Here is a 23394-nt window from a genome sequence, read left to right as displayed (position 1 = left end):
ATTAAATGATCGCTGTCAATCAGGCTTACCCCTAATCGCTTCGCTTGTTTGATAAGCATTTCAAATCTCTTCTCTGCAGCTTCCATCGCGTAGATTGTATAGTCGATCTGATCCTTGTCCAAAGCGAAGTCAAAGTGAGCTTGCGCCGCCACCCACGTCTGATGCGCAGCACGTATCTCTTGAATCAACATGATCTTGTCCCGTTTCAGTTCTTCCTTAAGAGTCTTCGCTCGCGGATTCTTAAATCCACGCATGCCTAATAGAGCCGGTTTCATAGGCAAACCTCCATTCCTCCCACAATTGGGTTGATCTATACATATGGGGATCATGGCATTTTCAGAACCAGTACGACACTTTTTAGACAGAAAAAAGAGAGCTTCTCAGCTCTCCTTAAGATGTATGCTTCTATAATTCCCTGCGGCCTTCCATCGCTTTGGATAAGGTTACCTCATCCGCATACTCCAGATCGCCGCCTACCGGCAAGCCATGGGCAATACGAGTTACACGCAAACCAAACGGTTTGATCAATCTAGATAAGTACATCGCTGTGGCTTCGCCCTCAATGTTCGGATTGGTGGCGAGAATCAATTCTTGCACCGTCTCGTCACCCAAACGCTTAAGTAATTCCGCGATATGAATTTGATCGGGTCCAATCCCCTCCATAGGAGATATCGCACCATGAAGCACATGATAATAACCTTCAAATTCTTTGGTACGCTCCAACGCAACCAAATCCTTCGGTTCCTGCACAACGCAGATGACGGAATTATCACGGCTTTTATCCTGACAAATACGACAAGGATCCACATCGGTAATATTGCAACACACAGAGCAATAATGCAGGTTCCGTTTTACATTAACAAGCGATTTAGCAAAATCAATCACATCTTCCTCTTTCATTCGAAGGACGTGAAAGGCTAAGCGCCCCGCTGTCTTGGGACCTACTCCCGGCAAGCGGGAGAAGGCATCGATTAACTTCGCTATCGGTTCGGGGTAATACAAAGGAAGTACTCCTTCATGGTACAGAGTCGTTGATTCTTGGTTGTCTTAGAACAAGCCAGGGATATTCATACCGCCTGTGAATTTGCCCATATCTTTGTTAGCGATCTCTTCGGCTTTGGACATTGCGTCGTTAACTGCAGTCAACACAAGATCTTGCAGCATTTCAACATCGTCTGGATCTACTGCTTCTGGTTTGATCGTGATGCTTTGTACCTTCTTGTGTCCGTTGATGATACACGTTACTACACCGCCGCCTGCTGTTCCTTCAATCATTTTCGTGCCTAGTTCTTCTTGTGCCTTCATCATTTGCTCTTGCATTTTCTTCACTTGCTTCATCATTTGGTTCATGTTATTCATTATAGATCGCTCCCTTATCGTTAGTCTTCTTTAATCGTCACTAGATCTTCACCAAACAATTGGATGGCTTCGGATATCCATTCTTCTTTGACCGCGTTTCCGCGACCATCCTCTGCGACTAATTCCATCTCTTCAGGCGGGGCGTGCGTCGCATCATTCTTCGCATCATCCCATTCCTTACGCATTAAGGTCAGCAAACGCATTGGCTTACCAAATACAGAAGAAAGCACTTGTTCAATAATGACTTTATTCTCTGGCTTCTCCGTTGTATTACGATGCATATCATTCTTAAATGCGACAAGAACAACATCATCTAGCATAGCCACCAAATCACCATTAACAAACCAGGCATGGACGGTTATTTTCTTCTCTTTGACATCACCTAACACTTGACTCCACTTCATCAGTGCCGTCTTCGTATCTGGACTCTCAGAAGCCTTCAAGTATGGATCAAGCTTAAGACCTGACTTCTTAGAAGGTGCTGAGGCCACGGCAACTTTCGCCGCAGGCGCTTGCTTAGCACTTTCACCCGAAGCAACACTCACTCCCGATTTTACCAGTACTGCTAGTTGATCTTCAAGTTGTTTCATTCTTTGGGTCATCTGAGCAAAAAGATCACCCTGCGGCTGACGCGCCCCTACTTCCACTGAGCCGTCCGATCCTCGATGGCCACCACTTATTTTCATAATAGCGATTTCTAATAAGGTTTGCGGTTGTACCGAATATTTCATCTCACTCTGATAATGGTTCAGCGTTTCAATCATACTCATCATCTCACTTGGCGTGAAGTGACTCGCAATCTCCCTGAGCTCTGCCATATCAAATACGCGTTCAGCGATCACAGGTGAATTCGGCACCATGCGCACCATCAGCAAATCGCGGAAATAGTGAATCAAATTCTCGATACATTTGTCTGCGCTCTTGCCCTCTTGCATGAAGGTATCAATTAACTCTAGGGCAGCCCCCAAATTCTGTTCCTTGATATACGTGACTAGTCTCTTAAATTGATCGGAAGCAATACCGCCTGTGATCGACAAAATATCAGCTAGCTGTATTTCTCCTGTTGCAAACGATGCCGCCTGATCCAACAGACTTAACGCATCCCGCATCCCGCCGTCGGACAATCTTGCTATATAGTGAAGAGCTTCTTTATCAATCGAAATGCGCTCTTGATCACAAACATACTGTAGACGCCCTACCTCATCCTCCATGGAAACGCGACGGAAATCGAAGCGCTGACACCGAGAAATAATGGTTGCGGGAATCTTATGAGGCTCTGTTGTCGCTAAAATAAACATAACATGCGCCGGCGGCTCTTCCAATGTCTTCAATAAGGCATTAAATGCTTCCGTCGTCAGCATATGCACTTCATCAATAATGTACACTTTCTGCCTAACTTCGGTCGGTGCGTATTTAACTTTATCTCGGATATCACGAATTTCTTCTACACCGCGGTTGGATGCCGCATCGATCTCTACAACGTCCATAACTGCGCCGTCTGTAATACGCTCACAGGCAGAACATTGGTTGCATGGCTCTTCCGAGGGGCCGTTTAAACAGTTGATGGCTTTGGCTAAAATTTTGGCTGTACTTGTTTTACCCGTTCCACGGGGACCGTTAAACAAATAAGCATGGGTAAGGCGATTTTCCCGCAAAGAATTCTGCAGTGTTTGTGTGATATGCCGCTGTCCGACAACATCACGAAACGTCTGCGACCTCCATGTACGATACAAAGCAATGTGTGCCATAGTGTTCCTCTCCAATAATCCCTGCGTGGATTGACTGTATCCATTATACTATAACGCTCCAAGGGATGAAATAGAGGATCACATATAGGGGATCGTGATGGTAAATGTCGTTCCAAAACCTTTGGAAGCTACGCGAATCGTCCCGCCCATATCATGAATGATACGTTGGCATACAGAGAGCCCTAGCCCCGTGCCCGTATCCTTCGTTGTGAAGAATGGATCAAAGATTTTATCAACGACGAACATCGGAATCCCCGTACCTGTGTCATGAATATCCACACACACATTTCGCTCTGTCGTGTCTACACGCTCCGAAATCGTCAATATCCCACCATCGGGCATAGCTTCGATTCCATTTTTGCAAACATTCAAGAAAACTTGCTTCAATAACTCAATATCTGCCGTTACCTCAGGGAGGTGGGTGGAAGCCTCATAGTGAAGTTGAACATTATAGAGGATCGCCTCATTCTGAATAACCGGCACGATGCCACGCAGGACTTCCGTCACACCAATACGCTCATAGGCCACATGCTTGGGCTTGCTCAACATAAGAAATTCATTCACTAGTGCATTAATCCGATCAATCTCTCCCAGCATGACATCTGTAAAGTTCTGTTCTTTGTCCATGCCACGGTCACCGAATGTACGACGCAGCATCTGTAAGAAGCCTTTGATTGACGTTAGTGGGTTACGGATTTCATGCGCTGTTCCTGCAGCAATTTGCCCGATCATCGCTAGGCGATCGCTTCGCTGTACCATTTGTTCCAGTGAGCGCATATTGGTCACATCTTTAAAAATAATGTAAGCCCCAACAATGTTCCCCTGACTATCCTTCAAAACATTAGAATCAAGCAGCAAATCAAAGCGTTCTTGATTGTTCGTCCAGGAAACGGCGTGATTGCGGACTATCGCTCCATTCAGAATCGTTCGCTGCACGAGCTGGTGCTGACTCGGAACTGTGGCAAAAATTTCATCCAGCGACTTGTTGCGAATATGCTCTTTCTCCATAGCCAGCATTTGGCAGGCGCGATCACTAATGTCAGCAAGTCGGTAATCCATATCTATTAATAACACGCCTAAATTGATGTCTTTCAAAAAGGCATCCGAAAAGCGCTGCAGCAAGTTTAACACTGTTCTTTCTTCATTATTTTTCAATGATAATAGGTATATACTTCTATCCTCACATTGGAGCTTGAGCATGGAGAACTGAAAATAGATCATTTCTCCATTCTTCCCTAGTAGAAAACCATGGGGCCACTCCCCAACATCCGCTTCGTCCCTAAAATGAAATTCGTATAGCTCACGTAAAGTAGCCCTCATCTTAAAAAATTGAGGGCAGGGAACACCGGTAATTTCATCTGCTGAATATCCTGAAACTTTCAAGAGCTGATCCGTGACGAGCAACAACTTCTCATCTTCATCAACCATGACCATACCAATTTGTATGCTGTGATTGAACAGTTTGCGCAGTTCGTTCATCGATACCGAGTACATCTGAGGCGAATGAATGGGCATGTCAACAGCTCCTTCACTTTCTCTTACCACAATAGAAAGCATAAGTTTTCGTATCCCGGAAACTCTTCCTATTTGGCCATAAAACCTTCATCTCTCGGGGTCCCCACAAAGTAATCGGATTTAGCTTCGAAGATTATCGTCACTTTGTGGGGTAGAATAGCGGTCGCACATCTTTGAATAGCCTCGATAGAGGTTTTCTCATCGAACATCTTCGAGCGGCATCAGTCTATGTAGGTATTGTATAAAGATTCTCTATAAAGTCATATTTTTCCTGCTAATGCAAAAGAAAAAACGCCCTAATTACTGGCGTTTCGGTTATGTGTTCTTACATATACGGTATGATTACACCGTGCACCTGTTATTGATAAAGTGATACAAGCGAACTCTTATCGTTGGCTCAAATCAGGCAGCCCCTCGGCACATGAAACATCTCACTTACGGCTGCTTCCTTCCAGACCTGACCGGGTTCATGAGCATCCATTGCGAAGGACCCAACTCTCAACACCACGTGTAAGAGCCAGACCTCACATCACAGTACCGCTAACAGGAATTCAACCTCGCTACAGCGGATTGCGAGTTACAGGGCACCGCTACCTCCCCGTCTAGCACAGTAAAAATAGTATAGCTGATTCATTGCCAAATAGCAACCTGAGGGGAAAAACTACCATATATAGGGATCTTTAGCGTTAGCTAAAGTCTCTCTACTTTGGGATCTTTAGCGTTAGCTAAAGTCTCTCTGCTTAATGCACCATTCTTACTTGTATTTTATACCGCGGCATATTCGTCTCTAATGCCATTTGAGCCTGCGACCGTAGTTCTTCAACTTGGGCCGCCGTCAAAGCTGCTTGAGGTTTAATTTTCACGTTGGCCGAAGGGCCGTTGATCGCGATATTGGTCTTCTCTATACCCGGCAGTTGAGCCAGTACCGCCTTCATGAGATTAGCATCATCTTCGTAATGATGGTAGGTCGGATTCAGCGGATCGTTCGGGTTAACACTTGTGATACCCAACATACCGTCTTGCTTATAATTCTGAACTTTATACGTAGAGTCATCATTCGTTTTCTTATTGTTCCCCGACCACATGCCACAACCTACTAAACTCGCTATAAGGATAGCTGCTCCTGTAAGCTTAACTAGACCCTTGAACATAAAAACACCTCCCATTGGACTCTAAGCCTAAGCTTAGGATGACCAAGGGAGGTTGTCTTATGCTGATTGGCAATCAAGCAAATGATGCCAATTAGATTCCGTATTTCTTTTTGAACTTGTCGACACGGCCGCCTACATCGATAAACTTTTGTTTACCTGTGTAGAAAGGATGGCAATTGGAGCAAATCTCAACACGAAGATTTGGCTTGATTGAACCCGTTTCGAACACGTTACCACAAGCGCAAGTCACTGTGGTTGCATGATAAGTAGGATGAATTCCTGCTTTCATTTGGTTCACCTCTTTCCGCCCTGAATCATTTGCTGAAACAGAGTTAATGGACGTACTATTGCATTGTAGCATATTCGCAAGTCTAGATGCAATGGAAAATCGATCGGGTAATACTTCCACCGAGATGGTTTATAACACCGTTGTGAGGGTGCGATCACTCGTGTAAAACTTCGGCGTGTGGGAGTACGAACCAATGACAACATCCGGCAATTCTTGCTCAAAAATCTCGATCATTTGCTTCATACCTAGCAGCTCTCCCTGAGCCTTAGGAATAATGCTTAGATAGCTCTCGGGGTCAATATTCAGGTTGCGCAATTGAATCAATTTCAATCCCGTTCTGCGTACAAATTCGATCATCGCTTCGATCTCTTCTTCCCGATCAGTAACACCAGGGAATACGAGATAGTTGATCGATGTTATAACCCCTTTATCGGTTGCATAGCGAAGGGATTTTTCGACATTTTTAAGTGTATAAGCTCTTGGCTTGTAATAGGCGTTATAGTGGTCATCCAAAGCGCTGATCGTACTTACACGCATCAGATCAAGACCTGCATCAACAATGCCGCGAATATGGTCTGTAAGGCCCGCATTCGTATTGATATTGATGTAACCCATCTTCGTTTGCTCACGCACCCGCTTGATGGCATCAATAATAATGACGGCCTGCGTGCTTGGTTCCCCTTCACAACCTTGCCCGAAGGAAATAATGCTCTCCGGTGTACGCAGATGTTCCAACATGATCTCCGTAATTTCTTCGACCTTCGGCTTAAAGTTCATCCGCGTCTGCGGAGCAACAAAGCCGCTCTCGTCTGGCTGCTCCGAGATACATCCGAAGCATCCTGCATTACAGGAGTAGGAAACAGGGACAGCCCCTTCCCAGCGTTGTAGAAACGTGTTCGAAGCGGTCAAGCACTCGTAGCCTAGTGCACAATTCGACAAATGGGCATACAAGCGATTCTCCGGGTACTTGGCGACTAACCGTTTGACTTCAACCTCGAGCTCATCCGGATCGCAATGAATCGGATTCCAGAAGTACGGGTTGTCGGTCAGACGCGCGGCTACGTAGAAGCCATCTTCTTTCCACACGACAGCGGTATAACCGAACAAAGGCAATGCCTTCGTCTTATCGGATTTCACATACCCTGGGAGAAGCAGTCGTGTGAAGCCTTGTGGAAGCAACGCTCCCACCGCGTGATAATTACCCTCTACCAGCTTCATTTCACCTGTTGCCGCATCAATGCCAACAGGACGCGTGAAGGGTAGACTCACGAGTGTTGAGCCCTCAGGCAGAGGGATCAGTTCTTCATCTAATATCTCGGTGATCATTTCTGCATTTCGACCAAGCGCGAAATAATCAGGATGATCGAATACATTTCCTTGTGAATCTGAATAAACCAAGTTCATAACGGTACTCCTCTTTGTACGTTAAAGTAAACGAACACGCAAACTTTCTTACTAAGTGTCGTTTAACTAAAGCTTAAGATGCTGAGTTTTTGACTTTGCCTTTATGCTGCTGAGATGACGCTCCCGCACCTGGAGAGGCCAGTGAGTCCAAAAACTCTTGATTCGTCTTCGTATCCGCAAGCTTCTTAATAAAGGCTTCGGTATATTCATGTGAATCATTCATGCCTTTGCGAAGTGCCCATACTTTCTCGAGCTCATCTTTGCTGAGCAATGCTTCCTCGCGGCGAGTCCCTGAACGACGAATGTCAATAGCAGGGAAGATACGGCGCTCTGCCATTTTGCGATCAAGATGAAGTTCCAGATTGCCTGTCCCTTTAAATTCTTCATAAATGACGTCATCCATACGTGAACCGGTCTCGACAAGTGCTGTAGCAAGAATAGTTAAGCTGCCGCCTTCTTCAATGTTACGAGCAGCTCCGAAAAAACGCTTAGGACGGTGGAAAGCAGCGGGATCAACACCACCGGACAACGTCCGGCCTGAAGGCGGTACTACGAGGTTATACGCTCTTGCTAAGCGCGTAATACTATCAAGTAGGATAACGACATCTTTCTTATGTTCAACTAAACGCATAGCCCGTTCTAGGACAAGCTCGGCGACTTTAATATGATTCTCTGGAAGCTCATCGAAAGTTGACGCCACGACTTCACCTTTGACCGAACGCTGCATATCCGTAACTTCCTCAGGACGCTCGTCAATCAACAGAACAAATAGCTCAATCTCGGGATAATTCGTAGAAATACTGTTTGCGATTTCTTTGAGCAACAATGTTTTACCCGCTTTAGGAGGTGCCACAACAAGTCCACGCTGACCCAATCCAACAGGAGCAAGCAAATCCATAATCCGCATTGAAATCTTGGTAGGCTCGGTTTCAAGAGTAATCCGAGTATCCGGATATAGCGGCGTTAATGCGGGGAAATGCAAGCGTTCTGCAGCCGTTTCAGGCTTCTCGCCATTGACTGCTTCGACTTGGAGAAGTCCATAGTAACGCTCATTCTCCTTAGGCGGTCGACATTTCCCAGATACAATATCACCTGAGCGCAAATCAAATTTGCGAATTTGAGAGGCAGAAATATAGATATCCTCTGAGCTAGGAAGGTAATTAATTGGACGTAAGAATCCAAATCCTTCCTGCAAAATTTCCAGAACACCTTGCATGAACAAGAATCCACTCTCTGCTGCTTGTGCACGTAAAATGGCAAAAATGAGTTCTCTTTTCTTCAACGTACCGTAATAGGGAATCTGATGTTTCTTGGCTAGTTTATATAATTCAGTAAGCTTGAGTACTTCAAGCTCAGCAAGCTGCATGCTCATGTTTCAACCACCAAACTATTAAATTTTCAATTGGATTCTAGCATTGCCTGTTGTCTGGTACTTTATTCCTCGTTCTCACGCCAAACTTCGGCTCCTAGGGAAGATAGATTGAATACTAAATTCTCGTATCCGCGATCAATGAACTCTACACCCGACACTTCCGTAATTCCGCCTGTCATAACACTCAAACCTGCAATTACCAGAGAAGCTCCTGCGCGAAGATCCGTTGCTCTTACTTTTGCCGAGCTCAACTGCGAGCCTTCAATGATTGCCGAACGTCCTTCAACCTTCATTTTCGCACCCATGCGTACAAGCTCTGGAATATGCTTAAAACGATTGCTATATACATGGTCAGTTAGAATACTAACACCTTTGGCTTGGCACAATAAACTAGCCATTGGAGACTGCAGATCCGTTGCAAACCCAGGGTAAATTAATGCTTTCACATCAACACTTTCATAGATAGGCTGACCGACAATGCGAATGGATTCATCCATTTCATAAACATGAACGCCCATTTCTTGCAACTTTGCTGTCAATGCTTCCAAGTGCTTCGGAATCACATTATCTACCGTAACATCGCCGCGCGTCGCCGCTGCAGCAATCATGTAGGTTCCCGCTTGAATACGGTCAGGGATAATGGAGTGGCGGCAGCCATGAAGCTCAGAAACCCCTTCTATACGGATCGTATCCGTACCAGCTCCCTTGATTTTCGCACCCATCGAATTCAAAAGTGTTGCCACATCTATAATTTCAGGCTCTTTCGCCGCATTTTCAATTGTAGTTAATCCCTTAGCACGTGAAGCAGCCAGCATAATATTAATCGTAGCGCCTACACTCGCCATATCTAAGTAAATCTTAGCGCCACGAAGTTCCTTAGCACGAATATGAAGGGCTCCGTTTTCGTTACTTACCACAGCGCCTAGTGCTTCAAATCCTTTAATGTGAAGATCAATCGGACGCGGTTCGAAATTACAACCACCTGGAAGACCAATCGTCGCCTCACCAAATCTACCCAGAAGAGCACCCATCAAATAATAGGAAGCGCGGAGCTTCTTCACTTTGCCATTCGGCATAGCCATTGGCTTCATATGAGTCGGATCAATCGTCATCCGATCTTCATTCCAATCAATTGTTGCTCCTAAATCAGTCAAAATTTCTGTATATATAGCCACATCACTTAAATGTGGAAGATTATCCAACGTTACTGGTGTTTCTGCAAGTACTGCGGCTGGAATAAGTGCAATGGCACTATTCTTTGCTCCACTAATCTGAACCGTTCCCCGTAGTGGGCGTCCACCAACCACCATTAATTTCTCCAACATACTTCTCCCCCTAAACCAGGTGCCTTCTCACTAACGTTAATCAACAAATCCGACTAAATCACACAACTATTCGACGAAAATCCACAAAATAAGGAAGTAAATGATGAGTGCGAGGTAAAATACAACAAACAGAAGAAGGAAACGCCCGCAATGACACAGACAGACGGCAACGATTGTCGACCATCCATCTGTGTATTACTGCATTTCCTATCCTGTCTATACAATTTGGAATTAAGCTTGGTTGCTGCTTCCGAACAATTGAATTTTGGATTTTACTACTTCGATCATAGCGCTACGAGCTGGGGTTAGATATTTACGAGGATCATAAATTTTAGCATCTTTATTCAGAGCTGCGCGGATGCTTTCTGTGCATGCCACTTGGTTCTCTGTATTCACGTTGATTTTGCCAACGCCTGCTGCAATTGATTTACGGATCATTTCGTCTGGAACGCCGGATCCGCCGTGCAATACAACTGGAACTGGGATCGCTTTGGAAACTGCTTCAATAATATCAAAGTGAATGTTAGGCTCGCCTGCGTACATACCATGTGCAGTACCTACTGCGATTGCCAAACAATCCACGCCTGTTTCTTCGTAGAAACGAATCGCTTCTTCTGGTTTTGCAAGGTTAGCGTGCTCTTCATCAACGGAAATGTCATCCTCAACGCCACCGATTGTTCCAAGCTCACCCTCAACGGATACGCCCATAGCACGAGCAGCTTTAACAACTTCTTTCGTCAAACGAATGTTTTCTTCGAAAGAATAGTGGGAACCATCGAACATAACGGAGCTGAATCCTGCACGGATACATTTCATTGCTACTTCAAACGAACTACCATGGTCTAAGTGCAATGCGATCGGAAGACCGGATTTCTTAGCTGCTGCTTCTGCAATAGCTACTGTAAACTCGATGCCCATATATTTCAGTGCGCCTTCGCTAACACCATAAATGAACGGGGAGTTCAGTTCGATTGCTGCTTCCACAATCGCTTGAGCAAACTCAAGATTGTTCATGTTAAATTGACCAACCGCGTATTTCCCTGCTTTTGCCTTAGGTAAAAATTCATTCATTGAAACCAATGCCATGTTTCTCTTCCTCCTAGAACCTCTTTAGTAGATGCGCATACCGCTCTCTGTTCATACCTGAGTTATTATAGCACATAACTTTTCAAATGATAACCAAGCCTTCATTTTTCCAAAACAAAAAAAGACCCTATGACTAGGATCCTACTGCGAAACCACTGCTGGATTCATTATTTAATTGCATATTCACAGCCAAGCGCAGCTCATCAATATCAAATGGCTTCGTAAAATGCATGATCGCACCTAAATCCGTCGCTTCTTTGATCATATCTAGCTCACCATAAGCCGTCATCATGATAACTTTGATTGAAACATCAATTTCTTTTACATGCTTCAAAATATCAAGTCCGTCCATACCAGGTATCTTCATGTCCAGTAGTATGAGATCAGGCGAAACATTTCTCACGATTTCCAAGGCCAACTTGCCATTGGAGGCTTGATAGGTATCATACCCTTCGTTACTGAACACTTCCATGAGGAGTACACGAATTCCATTTTGATCATCCACTACCAACACTTTTTTCTTCATCAGCCAAGTCCCCTCCCGAAAACGAATAACAAGTTCCAAACCTATAAGTCAAGATATTCGCTATTCATTTTCGTATTCCTTCCGAGGAGAGCATTTATTTTGAAAAGTTTTACATAAAAGTTGATTATCAGGAGAGAGATTCCTGCCTTCGCAACGTGAAATTTTAACGAGCGATCAATTGTGCAGCTTTCACGAATTCACGGAAAAGTGGCTGTGGACGGTTCGGACGGGACGTAAATTCCGGGTGGAATTGTACAGCCAAGAACCAAGGGTGTCCAGGAAGCTCCACCATTTCGACCAGACGCCCATCTGGTGATGTACCAGAAATACGCAGACCAGCAGATTCAACCAATTCGCGGTATTCATTATTAAATTCGTACCGGTGACGATGTCTTTCGTAAACTAACTCATCATTATACGTAGTCGCAGCAAGTGAACCAGGCGTCAATTTACAAGGGTATAGACCTAAACGCATCGTTCCGCCTAGATTCTCAATATCCTTCTGCTCTGGCAATAGATCAATTACTGGATATGCTGTTGTTGGATTAATCTCGGAACTATTCGCGCCGTCCAACCCACAAACAGAACGTGCGTATTCGATAACAGCGACCTGCATCCCCAAACAAATACCGAAGAACGGAATTTCTTTCTCACGCGCATAACGAATTGCAGCTACTTTCCCTTCAATCCCGCGATCACCAAATCCACCTGGTACAAGGATACCTTGTACACCAGAAAGCAGTGAATGCACATTATGATCGTAGATGTCTTCTGCATTGACCCAACGGATATCAATCTCAGAGTCATTGTCGATACCTGCATGTCCAAGTGCTTCAACAATACTAAGATAAGCATCATGAAGCGCCACGTACTTCCCTACGATGGCAATCTCGGTCTTCTTCGTTAAGGATTTCACCTTGCGAACAAGACTTTCCCATTCTGTCATATCGGGTTGATTCGTTGAAAGCTTCAAGTGATTCACGACATAATCATCAAGACCTTGCTCACGAAGCATCATCGGCACTTCATACAACGTCTCCGCATCTTTACATTCAATAACAGCAGCTGGATCGATATCACAGAACAAAGCGAGCTTACGCTTCATATCTTCTGTCAAAGAATGTTCCGTACGACAAACAATCACATGCGGTTGAATACCAAGGCCGCGTAGTTCTTTAACGCTATGCTGCGTTGGTTTTGTTTTGACTTCACCCGCAGCTTTAATATAAGGAATCAACGTAACGTGAATGTACATAACATTCTCGCGGCCGATATCATTTTTCATTTGACGAATCGCTTCTAGGAATGGCAAGCTCTCGATATCCCCGACAGTACCACCGATTTCAGTGATAACCACATCGGACCCCGCTTCACGACCTGCGCGAATAACACGTTCTTTAATTTCATTCGTAATGTGAGGGATAACCTGTACAGTTCCGCCTAGGTATTCGCCTCTGCGCTCTTTGGTAATAACAGAGGAATACACTTTCCCTGATGTCACGTTCGAGCTTTTGGACAAGTTAATGTCGATAAAACGCTCATAATGACCTAAATCCAAATCCGTTTCTGCACCATCATCGGTTACGAAAACTTCCCCATGCTGGTAAGGACTCATGGTTCCTGGGTCCACGTTAATGTAAGGATCGAACTTCTGGATCGTAACTTTCAAACCTCTGTTCTTGAGCAGTCTTCCTAAGGAAGCTGCGGTAATTCCTTTGCCAAGGGATGAAACTACGCCTCCCGTAACGAAAATGTATTTTGTCACTATGTACGCCTCCTTATAGTTGTAAGCATCCGCTTTAGATTTTCGCCAGGCTACTGGCATCGTTATAACATGAAGATAAGTGTAAAAAGGTGCTAGAAAACTGGCTTCATCAGCATAAGCTCTTGGGTGTCGCCAGAACAAAGGTGTAATAGCATTAGCTTCTGCTAAATAAGTGTTTTCATGAACAAATCACAAAAAAAAAGCGCAAAAAAACAAAAAAAGTGACACCCGTAGTGACGGGGCACTTTTTGAACGCATGCGCGAATTGTTAAGATTCTTTTAAAGCCCATGCAATAGTTTACTCTGAACGTATAGGGACTGTCAAGACAAGTTATTTGTCGTCGTCTTCTTCGTCTTCATCCAAATCTTCTTCATCCTCATCGGAATCCAAATCATCTACGTCATCCTCAGTATCATCGCTCTCTTCAATACCCGCTTCGCCGAGATCCTCTTCGATTTCTTCATCTTCGAAGAATTCAGTATCCTCTTCCGCTTCTTCTTCCTCTTCGGTTTCGGTACCAAATGCATCGTACTCGTCTTCTTCTGCGTATGTATCTTCTTCTTCCGCATAGACGTCTTCATCCAGATCATCATCTTCATCGTTGATAATTCTAGGACGCTTCGCGTTCCCAACCGCATCGTCGGACTTCTCAACTGGATACCAACGCTTCAAGCCCCATAGGTTCGTGCCTACACAAGCAAAACGACCATCGATGTTGATTTCCGTATATAGTTGGGCAATCACATTCATGACATTATCTTCAGAAAGCCCTTTTATTTTAGCAATTTCAGCCATAAGTTCTCGGTAGTAAAACGGCGTATTCGCCGACTTCAGCAATTCGAACGCCAAATCCACCATGGGCATTTCGCGTGCTTGCTCTGTGGTGATTTTGAGTGTGTATTCGCTGCTCATCTAAGGCACATCCTTTTCGATCATTTCTTGACTACGTTATCTACCATAACCAATATCTTCATTAAGTAAAACCTATTTTTTCTAAAATTGCAACTACCCCACAATAAACGGCTGCCGAGTATCTAAAAACACCCCATAAAAAGGAATACAGGCGAAGGTCCCCCTCCGCCTGCGACTGTACCCAAAGGAACCGCTTGCTGATGAACAGCAGTCGTTTCCACTACCTGAGAAAGAGACACTCCTGCCCGCGCCTCTCTATGTATCCTATGTTGAACCTACGCATCTGACACGGCCCTGCACCCATTTATTTCTATAAGTGCGTGTTGAAAAGTCTGGTTTTCAACACCGAGAAGATTGAAAGAAGCTAGGAAATGAGGAGCGGAGCGTAGTGAAAGCTACGTGAGCACTGGAATTCCCGGCTGAATTCAATCTTCGATGTCGAATACGCATCTTGGACTACTTCGTGATCAAAATTGGACTTTTTGACAACCTCTATAAAGGCGATGACACGGTCAAGTACGATGACCTGTACATAGGATAGGGGAGATAATGATTATATGCTGTAACGGGGGGATGGCACGATGGATACAGCCACCTTTCTTCATCTGCTTCATGAAGATCTAGGTCTTACTAAACAACCAGCTAGAAAGCACCTTATCCATTTCACCTCAAAGACAGATTACTTTGCCTGCAAATCAGAGCTCCTACGCTTGACGTCTGAACTCCCCAGACTATCCCTGGTTCTGCCTCTAGACATTATCTACGCCTTTTCTTGTACATTGTGTCCGGATACAAAACTCAGAAGCTTTTCAAGCACCACACGTATCGAAGCGGATACGAAATTAATTATAAATAAACTTAAAGGTAGAAAGACTGTACCGAAACGAGCTACTATTCTATCCAACTCACGTACACGCACCATTCCTTGGGGAGTTGATCAAATCGGTGCTCCTGAGATCTGGAGCAAATCTGTCGGAAAAAATATTCACATCGGCGTCATCGATACTGGTATCGACTATAAGCACCCTGATTTGCAAAACTCGATCTCCCATGGCATCAACTTATTAAATCGCAGGCTCATGCCCCATGATGATAACGGGCATGGCACGCACATCGCGGGCACCATCGCGGCAACAGGCCGTAATTCCGGTATTATTGGTGTAGCTCCACGAGCGATTATTCATCCCGTTAAAGCTTTTGATCAAAATGGAAGCGCCTATGTATCTGATATTATCGCCGGTATAGATTGGTGCGTCCAAAACGACCTTGATATTATTAATATGAGTTTCGGTATGAAGACGTACAATCCTGCTCTGGAGCAAGCGGTTTTGAACGCTTACTACCGAGGGAAGGTTATTGTAGCCTCCTCTGGTAATGATGGCCGGAAGAAAACCATTGATTACCCTGCTCGGTTTCCCCACGTTGTCTCCGTAGGCGCCACAACACGAACAGGGCGGATTGCTCCCTTCAGCAATCGCGGAGCACAAATCGACATCTATGCGCCTGGTGAGCGCGTGTATTCGGCTTGGATCGGCGGCAAATATAACGAGCTCAGCGGCACGTCGATGGCGACGGCGCATGTAAGCGGCGTTATCGCCTTAATGCTTGCCATGCGCGCCATGTCGCCGCAGCAAATCAAAAACGCGCTGCGCCGCTGCGCATTCCCGCTGAGCAAGCGCCCGAACGCCCGGTGGCAGCCCGGGCAATTGAACGCCCAGCGGGCGATCCGCGCGGCAGGGCAAGAGTAGCTGGCGCTGCCGCAGCGCCTAGCCAGTTCAAGCGCAGAGCGTACCTCCTGCGCTTAGAAAAAGAAGAAGCTCCCCTATTGACCGGCGGTCAAGGGGAGCTTCTTCTGGCTGAGCGGGTGTTACATCCGCTCAGGGGCCGATACGCCAACCATGCGAAGCGTGTTGGCTAGGGTCGTGCGCAGCGCGCCGAGCAAGGCGAGGCGTGCTTGGGTCAAGGCTGCGTCATCTGTGATGACGTAGTGGCCTCTATAGTAGCTATGGAACTGGCTTGCCAGTTCATACACATAGCGGATCAAGCGGTGCGGCGCATACTGCTCAGCCGCAATGGCGATCTCTTCCGGAAGCTCGCCGATCTTGCGAAGCAAGTCGAACTCGGCTTCCGATGTAAGCTGGGACAGGTCCACCTGTTCCAGCGGGAGCACCGCGATATTCTGCTCTTCCGCTTGGCGGAAGATGCTGCAAATCCGTGCGTGGGCATATTGCACATAGAACACGGGGTTTTCATTGGACTGGGAAACGGCCAAGTCCATGTCAAAATCCAAATGCGAGTCCATACTCCGCATAGCGAAGAAATAACGTATCGGGTCCACGCCTACTTCGTCCATCAAGTCTTCCATCGTAACGGCTTTGCCGGTACGTTTGGACATTTTGACCTTTTCACCATTCTGGAACAGGCTCACCATTTGGGCGATCAGCACGACAAGACGGTCTGCTTCAAAGCCAAGAGCTGTCATAGCCGCCTTCATCCGCGGAATGTAGCCATGGTGATCAGCGCCCCAAATATTAATTAAGCGGTCGTAGCCACGTCCGAATTTATTACGGTGATAAGCGATATCTGGCGTAAGGTAGGTAAAGGATCCGTCGTTCTTAATCAGAACACGGTTCTTGTCATCCCCAAGCGGCGTCGTATTCAACCACGTTGCGCCCTCTTCTTCATAGATATGTCCATTATCCCGTAATTCTTGAAGCACTGGCGGGATAAGGTTGTCTTCATAGATGGACGTCTCGGAGAACCAATGGTCAAAATGAACACCAAAGCGGCCTAAGTCGCGTTTGATTTTATCGAGCTCTTTCTCAAGTCCATACGTACGGAAATAAGCACGACGCTCTTCATCCGACAAGCTCAGTAGACGGTCGCCTTCTGTAGCTGCAAGTTCCGTTGCAAAACCTTTGATATCTTCACCAAAATAGCCATCCTCTGGCATTTCCGCCTCTTGACCAAGCGCTTGTAGATAACGTGCTTCAATGGATTTTGCCAAATTGACGACTTGATTACCCGCATCATTGATGTAGTATTCACGAGATACGTTGTAGCCAGCAAGATCCAGTACGTTACATAGCACGTCGCCTACGGCTGCGCCACGGGCATGTCCAAGATGTAAGGAGCCCGTTGGGTTCGCACTAACGAACTCCACTTGCACTTTAAGCCCTTGACCCACGTTCGATTCTCCATAGCGGTTACCGAGCTTTGCAACATCAGCAATCACCGGGTAGAGGTAGACATTATCCATTTTAAAATTAATAAAGCCTGGACCCGCAATTTCCGCTTCAGAGATATTAGCTGCTTCTTTGTTCAAGTTCGCAATGATTTTCTCCGCGATCTGTCTTGGGTTTACCTTCGCAATACGCGTCAGCTGCATCGCTACATTCGTCGCGAAATCGCCATGTGTCTTCTCTTTCGGCACTTCAAGAATGATTTCTGGTAACTGCTCTTCGGAGACGATATCCGCCGCTAGAACAGCCTCTTTAATTGCTTGCTTCACTTTCGCTTTCACTTCGTTAAGAACATCCATTTGTCTTACTCCTCCTGAATTAACAACTTGATTCGATAGGCTCCTGTATGTGTGCCTGATGCATATAGATCATAGCTCCACCTCGTAATACCAATCCCATGGATGGCTTCCGAAGTCAGCTTGTGCGTCTCAATTTCCAGTTCCATTCGGAGCTGTGGTGTGTGATAAAAGCCGGTCCGCTTCTCTCCGGGAACGAAGGTTTGCTCCGCCTGTACATCCCCTTGGCGAATAATACGGATCTGATTGTCTTCGAGCTTAATGATCGTCACGGTCCGTCCAAGCTCATTCGGCTCTTCTTCATAGCGGATATAGGTATGATCGCCTTTGCGATAAAGATCCCCGCGCGCCTTCTGCACCGTGGTCTCACTCCCGCTTCGACTCTCGATTCGAATCCGCACCCGCTGCTTGTCCGTCATGATTCGATAATCCCCTCTTCTTCTGTTGCTACGAATGACAACTCGTGTCACAACGTAGGCATGTTAGCTAATAGTTTATATGAAAGGATAAGTAAATTCAATGCATGAGGGGGATTGAACGGCTAGAAGACGAGTTCGTGATTGTGACAAGATGAAAAAAGCCTCCTGATCCGTTAGAAAACGGACTTGGAGGCTCATGTGTTATAAAGTTGGAACTGGTCTACCGATAGCTGCCCACTGCTCTTTGGCAGGTCCGTAGGCACCGATAACGGGAAGGCCTGCTTGACGCATTAGAATCGTCAGTTGACCCCGATGATGAATTTCATGCTTCAAGAAGCTGTATAGCGTTGTGCTAATCGTCCACGGCATTCCGAACATGGTAACCACATCTTGCAGATTCTCGTCCGTCCATTGTGTGCGAATCGCGTTAAGTATGTTCTGCGTCGTTGTCCGATATGCTTCTGCAATGACTGCTGCCTCTGTAGGAGGTGTACTTACAGCTTGCGGCGATTCGAACTCCAGCCCTGTTCCGTACAGCATACCGCGCTCCGCGTGAACCAGATGCCAGGCAATATAACCAAGTGAACGGTAACCTTCAGCTTGGGTTTGGTTTAGGGACGCATCTGTTAATGTATCCAGCAGTTGCTGCGTTGTAGCTGATTCCATTTGGTATTCTTGGATGAAACTCTCAATCGTTGTAAACATATATAAAACCTCCTAGGGGTGTTGGTACAGGCTCGCTTGAACTTGGTGCTCGCGCAGGTGCTCGAAGCTCGCGCTTGGTGCGATTCATGTCCTGTCCTTATGTTTACAGTATAACTAGGTGCCACTGACAGCTGTATGGCAGTGATTGAACTTTGTTTAAGGTAGAAATTGTTACTTGAAGGAACGTAAGAGAGTTAAGTTGAGTTGGCGGAGCGCAGAGGGTATGGAGGGGAACGTCAGTACGCCATTTGGCTCAAGAGCAGAAGTATGTTGAGGTTGCGGTTTTCGCTGGGTGGTCGGGCCCTTAACCAACACGCCAAAAAGGAAGCCAACAAATTGGCTCCCTCTTCTGTTCAAATCCTATTTATCCGCGATACCGCAGCTTATTTAATCAAATCTTCAACGAATCTAGGCAACACGAACGCTGCTTTGTGCAAGCGTGGTGTGTAGTATTTCGTCGGGAATTCAGGGATTGCTGATTCTTCTACTTGAAGCGGATCGTGCTTTTTGCTGCCCATTGTGAATGTCCACAAACCACTTGGGTACGTAGGGATATTCGCACTGTACACACGAACGATCGGGAAAATTTCTTTCACGTCGCGATTTACGGTTTGGATCAAATCAGCTTTGAACCATGGATTATCGGTTTGAGCAACGAAGATTCCGTCTTCTTTTAACGCATCGAAGATGCCTTGGTAGAAGCCTTTGGAGAACAGCTCAACAGCTGGGCCTACAGGCTCTGTGGAATCAACCATGATGACATCGTAGGTGTTTTTGTGATCGTGGATGTGCATGTAACCATCGTTAACGATAACTTCAACGCGTGGGTTGTCCAATTCGCCAGCGATCGTTGGCAGGTATTTCTTGGAGTACTCGATAACTTTGCCATCGATATCAACAAGAACAGCTTTCTTCACTTTCGGGTGCTTCATGATTTCGCGAATTACACCGCCATCGCCGCCGCCTACTACGAGTACGTATTCTGGGTTCGGGTGAGTAACGAGCGCTGGGTGAGCAACCATTTCGTGATAAACGAACTCGTCTCTCACTGTTGTCATAACCATGCCGTCTAGTGTAAGCATTGTGCCCCACTCTTCGGTTTCAATCATGGAAAGATCTTGGAAATCCGTTTGCTCTCTGACGTAAGTCTCCGTGACTTTCGCTGTAATACCGAAGCTATCGGTTTGTTTCTCTGTGTACCATAATTCCATATGTAACCCTTCTTTCGCTTCTCTATTTGGATGAATAATTCCAGACATTCGTTATCACTAACAGTGTTCCACCAGTTGGAAAAGTCATACGAGTTTGAGCTGTATTTCCCAGTCCTCTCACACGCACAAATTGTATTATAGTTCATTACCCCCAAAATGCAATATTTTCCTCAATCTTTTGGCCAATTAACAAAAAATATTTACAATTCGTTGAATACGGACTGCCATGCTTTTCCATACTGGTTAATAGCGCCTTTGGGCAAGGAGAAAGGAGGCAAGCGAAGCATGTCCGACAATGAGAATACGAATGAGAAGCCGCGCCAACAAACACCAGAAACACAATCGGCCAGACGGAAAGATGAGATTCCTGCTTCCATGCGGTGGATGAGACGAATCAAGAAGACCTTTTCGTTCTTCTTTACCTGCAGCCTATTGATGCTCATCGGGGCCGCTGCCTTTCTAGTTTATTTGCGCTCCCAAACACTTCCCGTCACCAAAACGATGCAAACCTCCCAGATGTATGATGTACATGGCGAGGTGATTGATACCTTTTATTCAGGGCAAAATCGGCAGGTGGTTTCATTAAATGACATCTCACCTTACTTAATACATGCAACGCTCGCCGTGGAGGATCAGCATTTCTACGATCATTTCGGCGTGGACGTTAAAGCGGTAGCACGCGCAGCCATTGTGAATGTTCAAGCGATGGCGAAGGTGCAAGGAGCCGGTACGATCACGCAACAGCTAGCTCGGAATCTTTACTTAACTCATGATCGTACGTGGACGCGCAAAATCAAGGAAACCGTGTATGCCATTCAAATGGAAATGCAGCTCAGCAAAGACGATATTCTCACTGATTATTTGAATCAAATCTACTATGGGCATTCGACCTATGGAATTGAGACTGCGTCTGAGCTTTTCTTCGGCAAGCATGCTAGTGAGTTAACCTTAGCAGAGAGCGCAATGATCGCTGGGGTGCCGAAAGGACCGCGTTACTATTCCCCCTATTATGATTTGCAAAATGCGATGGATCGGCAAAAGGTCGTTCTCCAGACGATGGTGAACAGCGGCTTTATTACCCAAAGCGCCGCTGATGCTGCAGGCAAGGAAAAGCTAACAATTCTGCCGTTAACGAAAAAGAAGCCTTCCGCTGCGCCTTATTTCAGGGATTATGTACGTAACCTAGCTACGGAAAAGCTCGGCATCACAGAAGAACAATTCGATGAAGGCGGCATTCGCATCTATACCACACTGGATAAAAATGCTCAGGAAATTGCGGAGAATGTTATCACGAAGCAGCTTGAAGGCAAGCCCGAGCTGCAGGCTGCTTTGGTCGCGGTAGACCCGCGTACGGGTGAGATCAAAGCCATGGTTGGCGGACGCGACTATGCGGAAAATCAGTTCAACCGTGTGTTGTCGAATACGCGACAACCAGGGTCTTCTTTTAAACCATTCGTGTATATGGTCGCACTCATGAATGGCTTCACCCCTGTCTCCATGGTCAAGAGTGAGCCTACAGTATTTACTTACGATGAGGGGCGTCAGCAATATACGCCGAGAAATTTCAATGACCAGTATACAAATGGGAATATTGATATGCGGCAGGCGATTTCGAAGTCGGATAATATCTATGCGGTGCACACGATTCTCGAGGTGGGTCCACAGAAGGTCATAGACTTCGCGCGTAAACTCGGGGTTGCTTCGCCAATGAAGCCGCTGCCGTCCTTAGCGCTAGGTTCATTCCCCGTGAGTCCGTTGGAAATGGCTTCGGCCTTTGCCTCTATTGCGAATCAAGGTGTGCACCATGAAACGACCGCGATTTTGCGAATCGAGGATGCCAATGGGCGTGTCTTATATGAAGCGACACCTAAGGAGGAGCAAGTAATACCACCTGCGGTTGCCTATGTGATGACGAATCTCATGGAGAGCGTATTCGAAGAGGGCGGAACTGGGAACCGTGTGGCCAGTACGATTAAGCGGCCAATTGCCGGCAAAACGGGTACAACTGATACGGATGCCTGGCTCGTCGGCTTCACGCCGGAGCTTTCCACTGCAGTCTGGGTGGGCTATGACAAGAGCCGCAATATCACAACGGTGGAATCCCATCTCGCCTCACCGATCTTCGCGGATTTCACCGAACAGACTTTGGATGCGATTCCGCCGAAGCTGTTCCCGATCCCTGAAGGTGTGACGACGGTTTACATTGATCCGCTAAGCGGCAAATTGTCTAATGAGGACTGTCCGAATTCCAAAATGGAGGCTTTCCTTACGGGCACTGAACCCACGACATATTGTACAGGCAAACCTGCTAATCCAGATGCGGCAGGCGGTCAAAAAGCCGGTTCCAAAGGCGATAACGGCTCTTGGTGGAACGATCTAAAACGCTGGTGGAACGACTAACATTCCTCTAAATAAAAACACAAAAAGGCAGTACTAAGCGCGTCTTAGTCCTGCCTTTTTGCTGTCCTAGTATATGAGGTAACATACACTAGGGTATAGTATACCCGCTTCGACATTGCGGAACAATGGATGACACATAATGTTCATATTCTCCATATTCGTCGCGTAAAGCTTAGGAGAGTGCGTCCTTGAGGCTTTGATCTGAGCGGTTCCACCAGTCTTCGTTGTGCGAAATCAGGCAGTTTCGAAGGGTTGTTCGCTCACTGTCAGACAAGCCCTCTAGGATGAATTTACGTTTCATCGCGCCGTCCATTTTGTTCACGTGTTCGGCTAGAATCTTCCATCCGCGGCGTGCTTCTGTGTCGACTAGCATTTCGCAAGCAGACATCCCAGCATAATAGGCGCCATCTTCTGTCCGATCAACTGCTACCCACACGATCCATGCTTTACGACCATTCGGGACATCCTCCTTGTTGGTGGAGAACTTAATCCCTTTCTCGATCTTACTCTTGGCATGAAGTGTGCCTTCATCCAAATACGCTTCATCCCCATCAATAATGATACCGGAGACGTTACTAAGATCAATGGCTCCTGCACCGAAGCCTTTGTGATTCACTTTCGAGCTTACTATATTTAAGGCCAGCTTCTTCTTATCCGCTTCCATAAGG

General features: G+C 46.2%; 21 protein-coding genes and 1 other RNA gene (1 of these 22 running past the window's edge). 2 read left to right on the top strand and 20 right to left on the bottom strand.

Features of this window, described 5'->3' with window-relative positions:
• The 15 genes from ACSQ8O_RS03260 to rpoE form a co-directional block, all read right to left on the bottom strand.
• Positions 1–275: the 5' portion of a DUF2508 family protein gene (locus ACSQ8O_RS03260; protein WP_436240457.1), read on the bottom strand. Its footprint begins 10 nt before the window's first position; the window shows 275 of its 285 coding nt (coding positions 1–275); it begins with the start codon at positions 273–275; the stop codon falls past the left edge of the window.
• Between the two features lie 130 nt (positions 276–405).
• Complete coding sequence (recR, locus tag ACSQ8O_RS03255) at positions 406–1002, bottom strand: recombination mediator RecR (protein ID WP_056621953.1); 597 nt, start codon at positions 1000–1002, stop codon at positions 406–408.
• Positions 1003–1047: 45 nt separating this feature from the next.
• Positions 1048–1359 carry a YbaB/EbfC family nucleoid-associated protein gene (locus tag ACSQ8O_RS03250; protein WP_028555044.1) on the bottom strand — a complete coding sequence of 104 codons (312 nt, stop codon included), beginning with the start codon at positions 1357–1359 and terminating at the stop codon, positions 1048–1050.
• Positions 1360–1379: 20 nt separating this feature from the next.
• Positions 1380–3107 carry a DNA polymerase III subunit gamma/tau gene (dnaX, locus tag ACSQ8O_RS03245; RefSeq protein ID WP_436240456.1) on the bottom strand — a complete coding sequence of 576 codons (1728 nt, stop codon included), beginning with the start codon at positions 3105–3107 and terminating at the stop codon, positions 1380–1382.
• Positions 3108–3185: 78 nt separating this feature from the next.
• On the bottom strand, positions 3186–4652 hold the full coding sequence (locus tag ACSQ8O_RS03240; protein WP_436240455.1) for an ATP-binding protein: 1467 nt from the start codon (positions 4650–4652) through the stop codon (positions 3186–3188).
• 317 nt (positions 4653–4969) lie between these two features.
• Positions 4970–5233, bottom strand: an RNA gene (gene ffs, locus ACSQ8O_RS03235) — signal recognition particle sRNA large type.
• Positions 5234–5362: 129 nt separating this feature from the next.
• Positions 5363–5773, bottom strand: coding sequence for a hypothetical protein (locus ACSQ8O_RS03230; protein WP_436240454.1), 411 nt, complete (start codon positions 5771–5773; stop codon positions 5363–5365).
• Positions 5774–5864: 91 nt separating this feature from the next.
• A complete protein-coding gene (gene rpmE / locus ACSQ8O_RS03225; RefSeq protein ID WP_056621960.1) occupies positions 5865–6062 on the bottom strand; it encodes a 50S ribosomal protein L31 in 198 nt (65 codons plus the stop codon).
• Positions 6063–6191: 129 nt separating this feature from the next.
• Positions 6192–7466, bottom strand: a complete 1275-nt coding sequence (locus ACSQ8O_RS03220; RefSeq protein ID WP_436240453.1) for a radical SAM protein — start codon at positions 7464–7466, stop codon at positions 6192–6194.
• Positions 7467–7539: 73 nt separating this feature from the next.
• Complete coding sequence (gene rho / locus ACSQ8O_RS03215; protein ID WP_056621965.1) at positions 7540–8838, bottom strand: transcription termination factor Rho; 1299 nt, start codon at positions 8836–8838, stop codon at positions 7540–7542.
• A 62-nt stretch (positions 8839–8900) separates the two neighbouring features.
• The gene (locus ACSQ8O_RS03210) at positions 8901–10160 is read right to left on the bottom strand and encodes a UDP-N-acetylglucosamine 1-carboxyvinyltransferase (protein ID WP_056622721.1); all 1260 of its coding nucleotides are present in this window, start codon (positions 10158–10160) and stop codon (positions 8901–8903) included.
• 234 nt (positions 10161–10394) lie between these two features.
• Complete coding sequence (fba, locus tag ACSQ8O_RS03205; RefSeq protein ID WP_056621967.1) at positions 10395–11249, bottom strand: class II fructose-1,6-bisphosphate aldolase; 855 nt, start codon at positions 11247–11249, stop codon at positions 10395–10397.
• Between the two features lie 133 nt (positions 11250–11382).
• A complete protein-coding gene (locus ACSQ8O_RS03200) occupies positions 11383–11775 on the bottom strand; it encodes a response regulator (protein ID WP_056621969.1) in 393 nt (130 codons plus the stop codon).
• Between the two features lie 163 nt (positions 11776–11938).
• Positions 11939–13540: a CTP synthase gene (locus ACSQ8O_RS03195; protein WP_056621971.1), complete on the bottom strand. Its 1602-nt coding sequence runs from the start codon at positions 13538–13540 to the stop codon at positions 11939–11941.
• A gap of 331 nt (positions 13541–13871) precedes the next feature.
• Complete coding sequence (rpoE, locus tag ACSQ8O_RS03190) at positions 13872–14453, bottom strand: DNA-directed RNA polymerase subunit delta (RefSeq protein WP_436240452.1); 582 nt, start codon at positions 14451–14453, stop codon at positions 13872–13874.
• A gap of 581 nt (positions 14454–15034) precedes the next feature.
• Here rpoE and ACSQ8O_RS03185 point away from each other — a divergent pair.
• Positions 15035–16201: a S8 family peptidase gene (locus ACSQ8O_RS03185; protein ID WP_436240451.1), complete on the top strand. Its 1167-nt coding sequence runs from the start codon at positions 15035–15037 to the stop codon at positions 16199–16201.
• 119 nt (positions 16202–16320) lie between these two features.
• On the opposite strand, the gene argS is transcribed toward ACSQ8O_RS03185, so the two are convergent.
• The 4 genes from argS to speE all read right to left on the bottom strand — a co-directional run bounded on the left by argS (position 16321) and on the right by speE (position 20326).
• A complete protein-coding gene (gene argS, locus ACSQ8O_RS03180; RefSeq protein WP_436240450.1) occupies positions 16321–17994 on the bottom strand; it encodes an arginine--tRNA ligase in 1674 nt (557 codons plus the stop codon).
• 5 nt (positions 17995–17999) lie between these two features.
• On the bottom strand, positions 18000–18410 hold the full coding sequence (locus tag ACSQ8O_RS03175; RefSeq protein WP_056621981.1) for a DUF1934 domain-containing protein: 411 nt from the start codon (positions 18408–18410) through the stop codon (positions 18000–18002).
• A 201-nt stretch (positions 18411–18611) separates the two neighbouring features.
• A complete protein-coding gene (locus ACSQ8O_RS03170) occupies positions 18612–19115 on the bottom strand; it encodes a DinB family protein (protein ID WP_436240449.1) in 504 nt (167 codons plus the stop codon).
• A 383-nt stretch (positions 19116–19498) separates the two neighbouring features.
• Positions 19499–20326 carry a polyamine aminopropyltransferase gene (gene speE / locus ACSQ8O_RS03165; protein ID WP_173120834.1) on the bottom strand — a complete coding sequence of 276 codons (828 nt, stop codon included), beginning with the start codon at positions 20324–20326 and terminating at the stop codon, positions 19499–19501.
• Positions 20327–20611: 285 nt separating this feature from the next.
• Between speE and ACSQ8O_RS03160 the strand changes: the two genes are divergently transcribed.
• Complete coding sequence (locus ACSQ8O_RS03160) at positions 20612–22726, top strand: transglycosylase domain-containing protein (protein WP_436240448.1); 2115 nt, start codon at positions 20612–20614, stop codon at positions 22724–22726.
• 172 nt (positions 22727–22898) lie between these two features.
• Here ACSQ8O_RS03160 and ACSQ8O_RS03155 read toward each other — a convergent pair whose 3' ends face one another.
• Positions 22899–23390 (bottom strand): YwhD family protein, encoded by a 492-nt coding sequence (locus ACSQ8O_RS03155; protein ID WP_436240447.1) that lies wholly within the window; start codon positions 23388–23390, stop codon positions 22899–22901.
• Positions 23391–23394: the final 4 nt, after the last annotated feature.

This window comes from Paenibacillus sp. LjRoot56, from assembly GCF_964253335.1.
GTDB classification, from domain to species: domain Bacteria; phylum Bacillota; class Bacilli; order Paenibacillales; family NBRC-103111; genus Paenibacillus_E; species Paenibacillus_E allorhizoplanae.
This window is presented reverse-complemented; position numbering and strand designations above follow the sequence as displayed.

Excerpts from the sequence above, each read along its gene's own strand:
- ACSQ8O_RS03250 (WP_028555044.1), bottom strand. The coding sequence starts at position 1,359 with ATGAATAACATGAACCAAATGATGAAGCAAGTGAAGAAAATGCAAGAG.
- dnaX (WP_436240456.1), bottom strand. The coding sequence starts at position 3,107 with ATGGCACACATTGCTTTGTATCGTACATGGAGGTCGCAGACGTTTCGT.
- ACSQ8O_RS03230 (WP_436240454.1), bottom strand. The coding sequence starts at position 5,773 with ATGTTCAAGGGTCTAGTTAAGCTTACAGGAGCAGCTATCCTTATAGCG.
- rpmE (WP_056621960.1), bottom strand. The coding sequence starts at position 6,062 with ATGAAAGCAGGAATTCATCCTACTTATCATGCAACCACAGTGACTTGC.
- ACSQ8O_RS03220 (WP_436240453.1), bottom strand. The coding sequence starts at position 7,466 with ATGAACTTGGTTTATTCAGATTCACAAGGAAATGTATTCGATCATCCT.
- rho (WP_056621965.1), bottom strand. The coding sequence starts at position 8,838 with ATGAGCATGCAGCTTGCTGAGCTTGAAGTACTCAAGCTTACTGAATTA.
- fba (WP_056621967.1), bottom strand. The coding sequence starts at position 11,249 with ATGGCATTGGTTTCAATGAATGAATTTTTACCTAAGGCAAAAGCAGGG.
- ACSQ8O_RS03200 (WP_056621969.1), bottom strand. The coding sequence starts at position 11,775 with ATGAAGAAAAAAGTGTTGGTAGTGGATGATCAAAATGGAATTCGTGTA.
- rpoE (WP_436240452.1), bottom strand. The coding sequence starts at position 14,453 with ATGAGCAGCGAATACACACTCAAAATCACCACAGAGCAAGCACGCGAA.
- ACSQ8O_RS03185 (WP_436240451.1), top strand. The coding sequence starts at position 15,035 with ATGGATACAGCCACCTTTCTTCATCTGCTTCATGAAGATCTAGGTCTT.
- argS (WP_436240450.1), bottom strand. The coding sequence starts at position 17,994 with ATGGATGTTCTTAACGAAGTGAAAGCGAAAGTGAAGCAAGCAATTAAA.
- ACSQ8O_RS03175 (WP_056621981.1), bottom strand. The coding sequence starts at position 18,410 with ATGACGGACAAGCAGCGGGTGCGGATTCGAATCGAGAGTCGAAGCGGG.
- ACSQ8O_RS03170 (WP_436240449.1), bottom strand. The coding sequence starts at position 19,115 with ATGTTTACAACGATTGAGAGTTTCATCCAAGAATACCAAATGGAATCA.
- speE (WP_173120834.1), bottom strand. The coding sequence starts at position 20,326 with ATGGAATTATGGTACACAGAGAAACAAACCGATAGCTTCGGTATTACA.
- ACSQ8O_RS03160 (WP_436240448.1), top strand. The coding sequence starts at position 20,612 with ATGTCCGACAATGAGAATACGAATGAGAAGCCGCGCCAACAAACACCA.
- ACSQ8O_RS03155 (WP_436240447.1), bottom strand. The coding sequence starts at position 23,390 with ATGGAAGCGGATAAGAAGAAGCTGGCCTTAAATATAGTAAGCTCGAAA.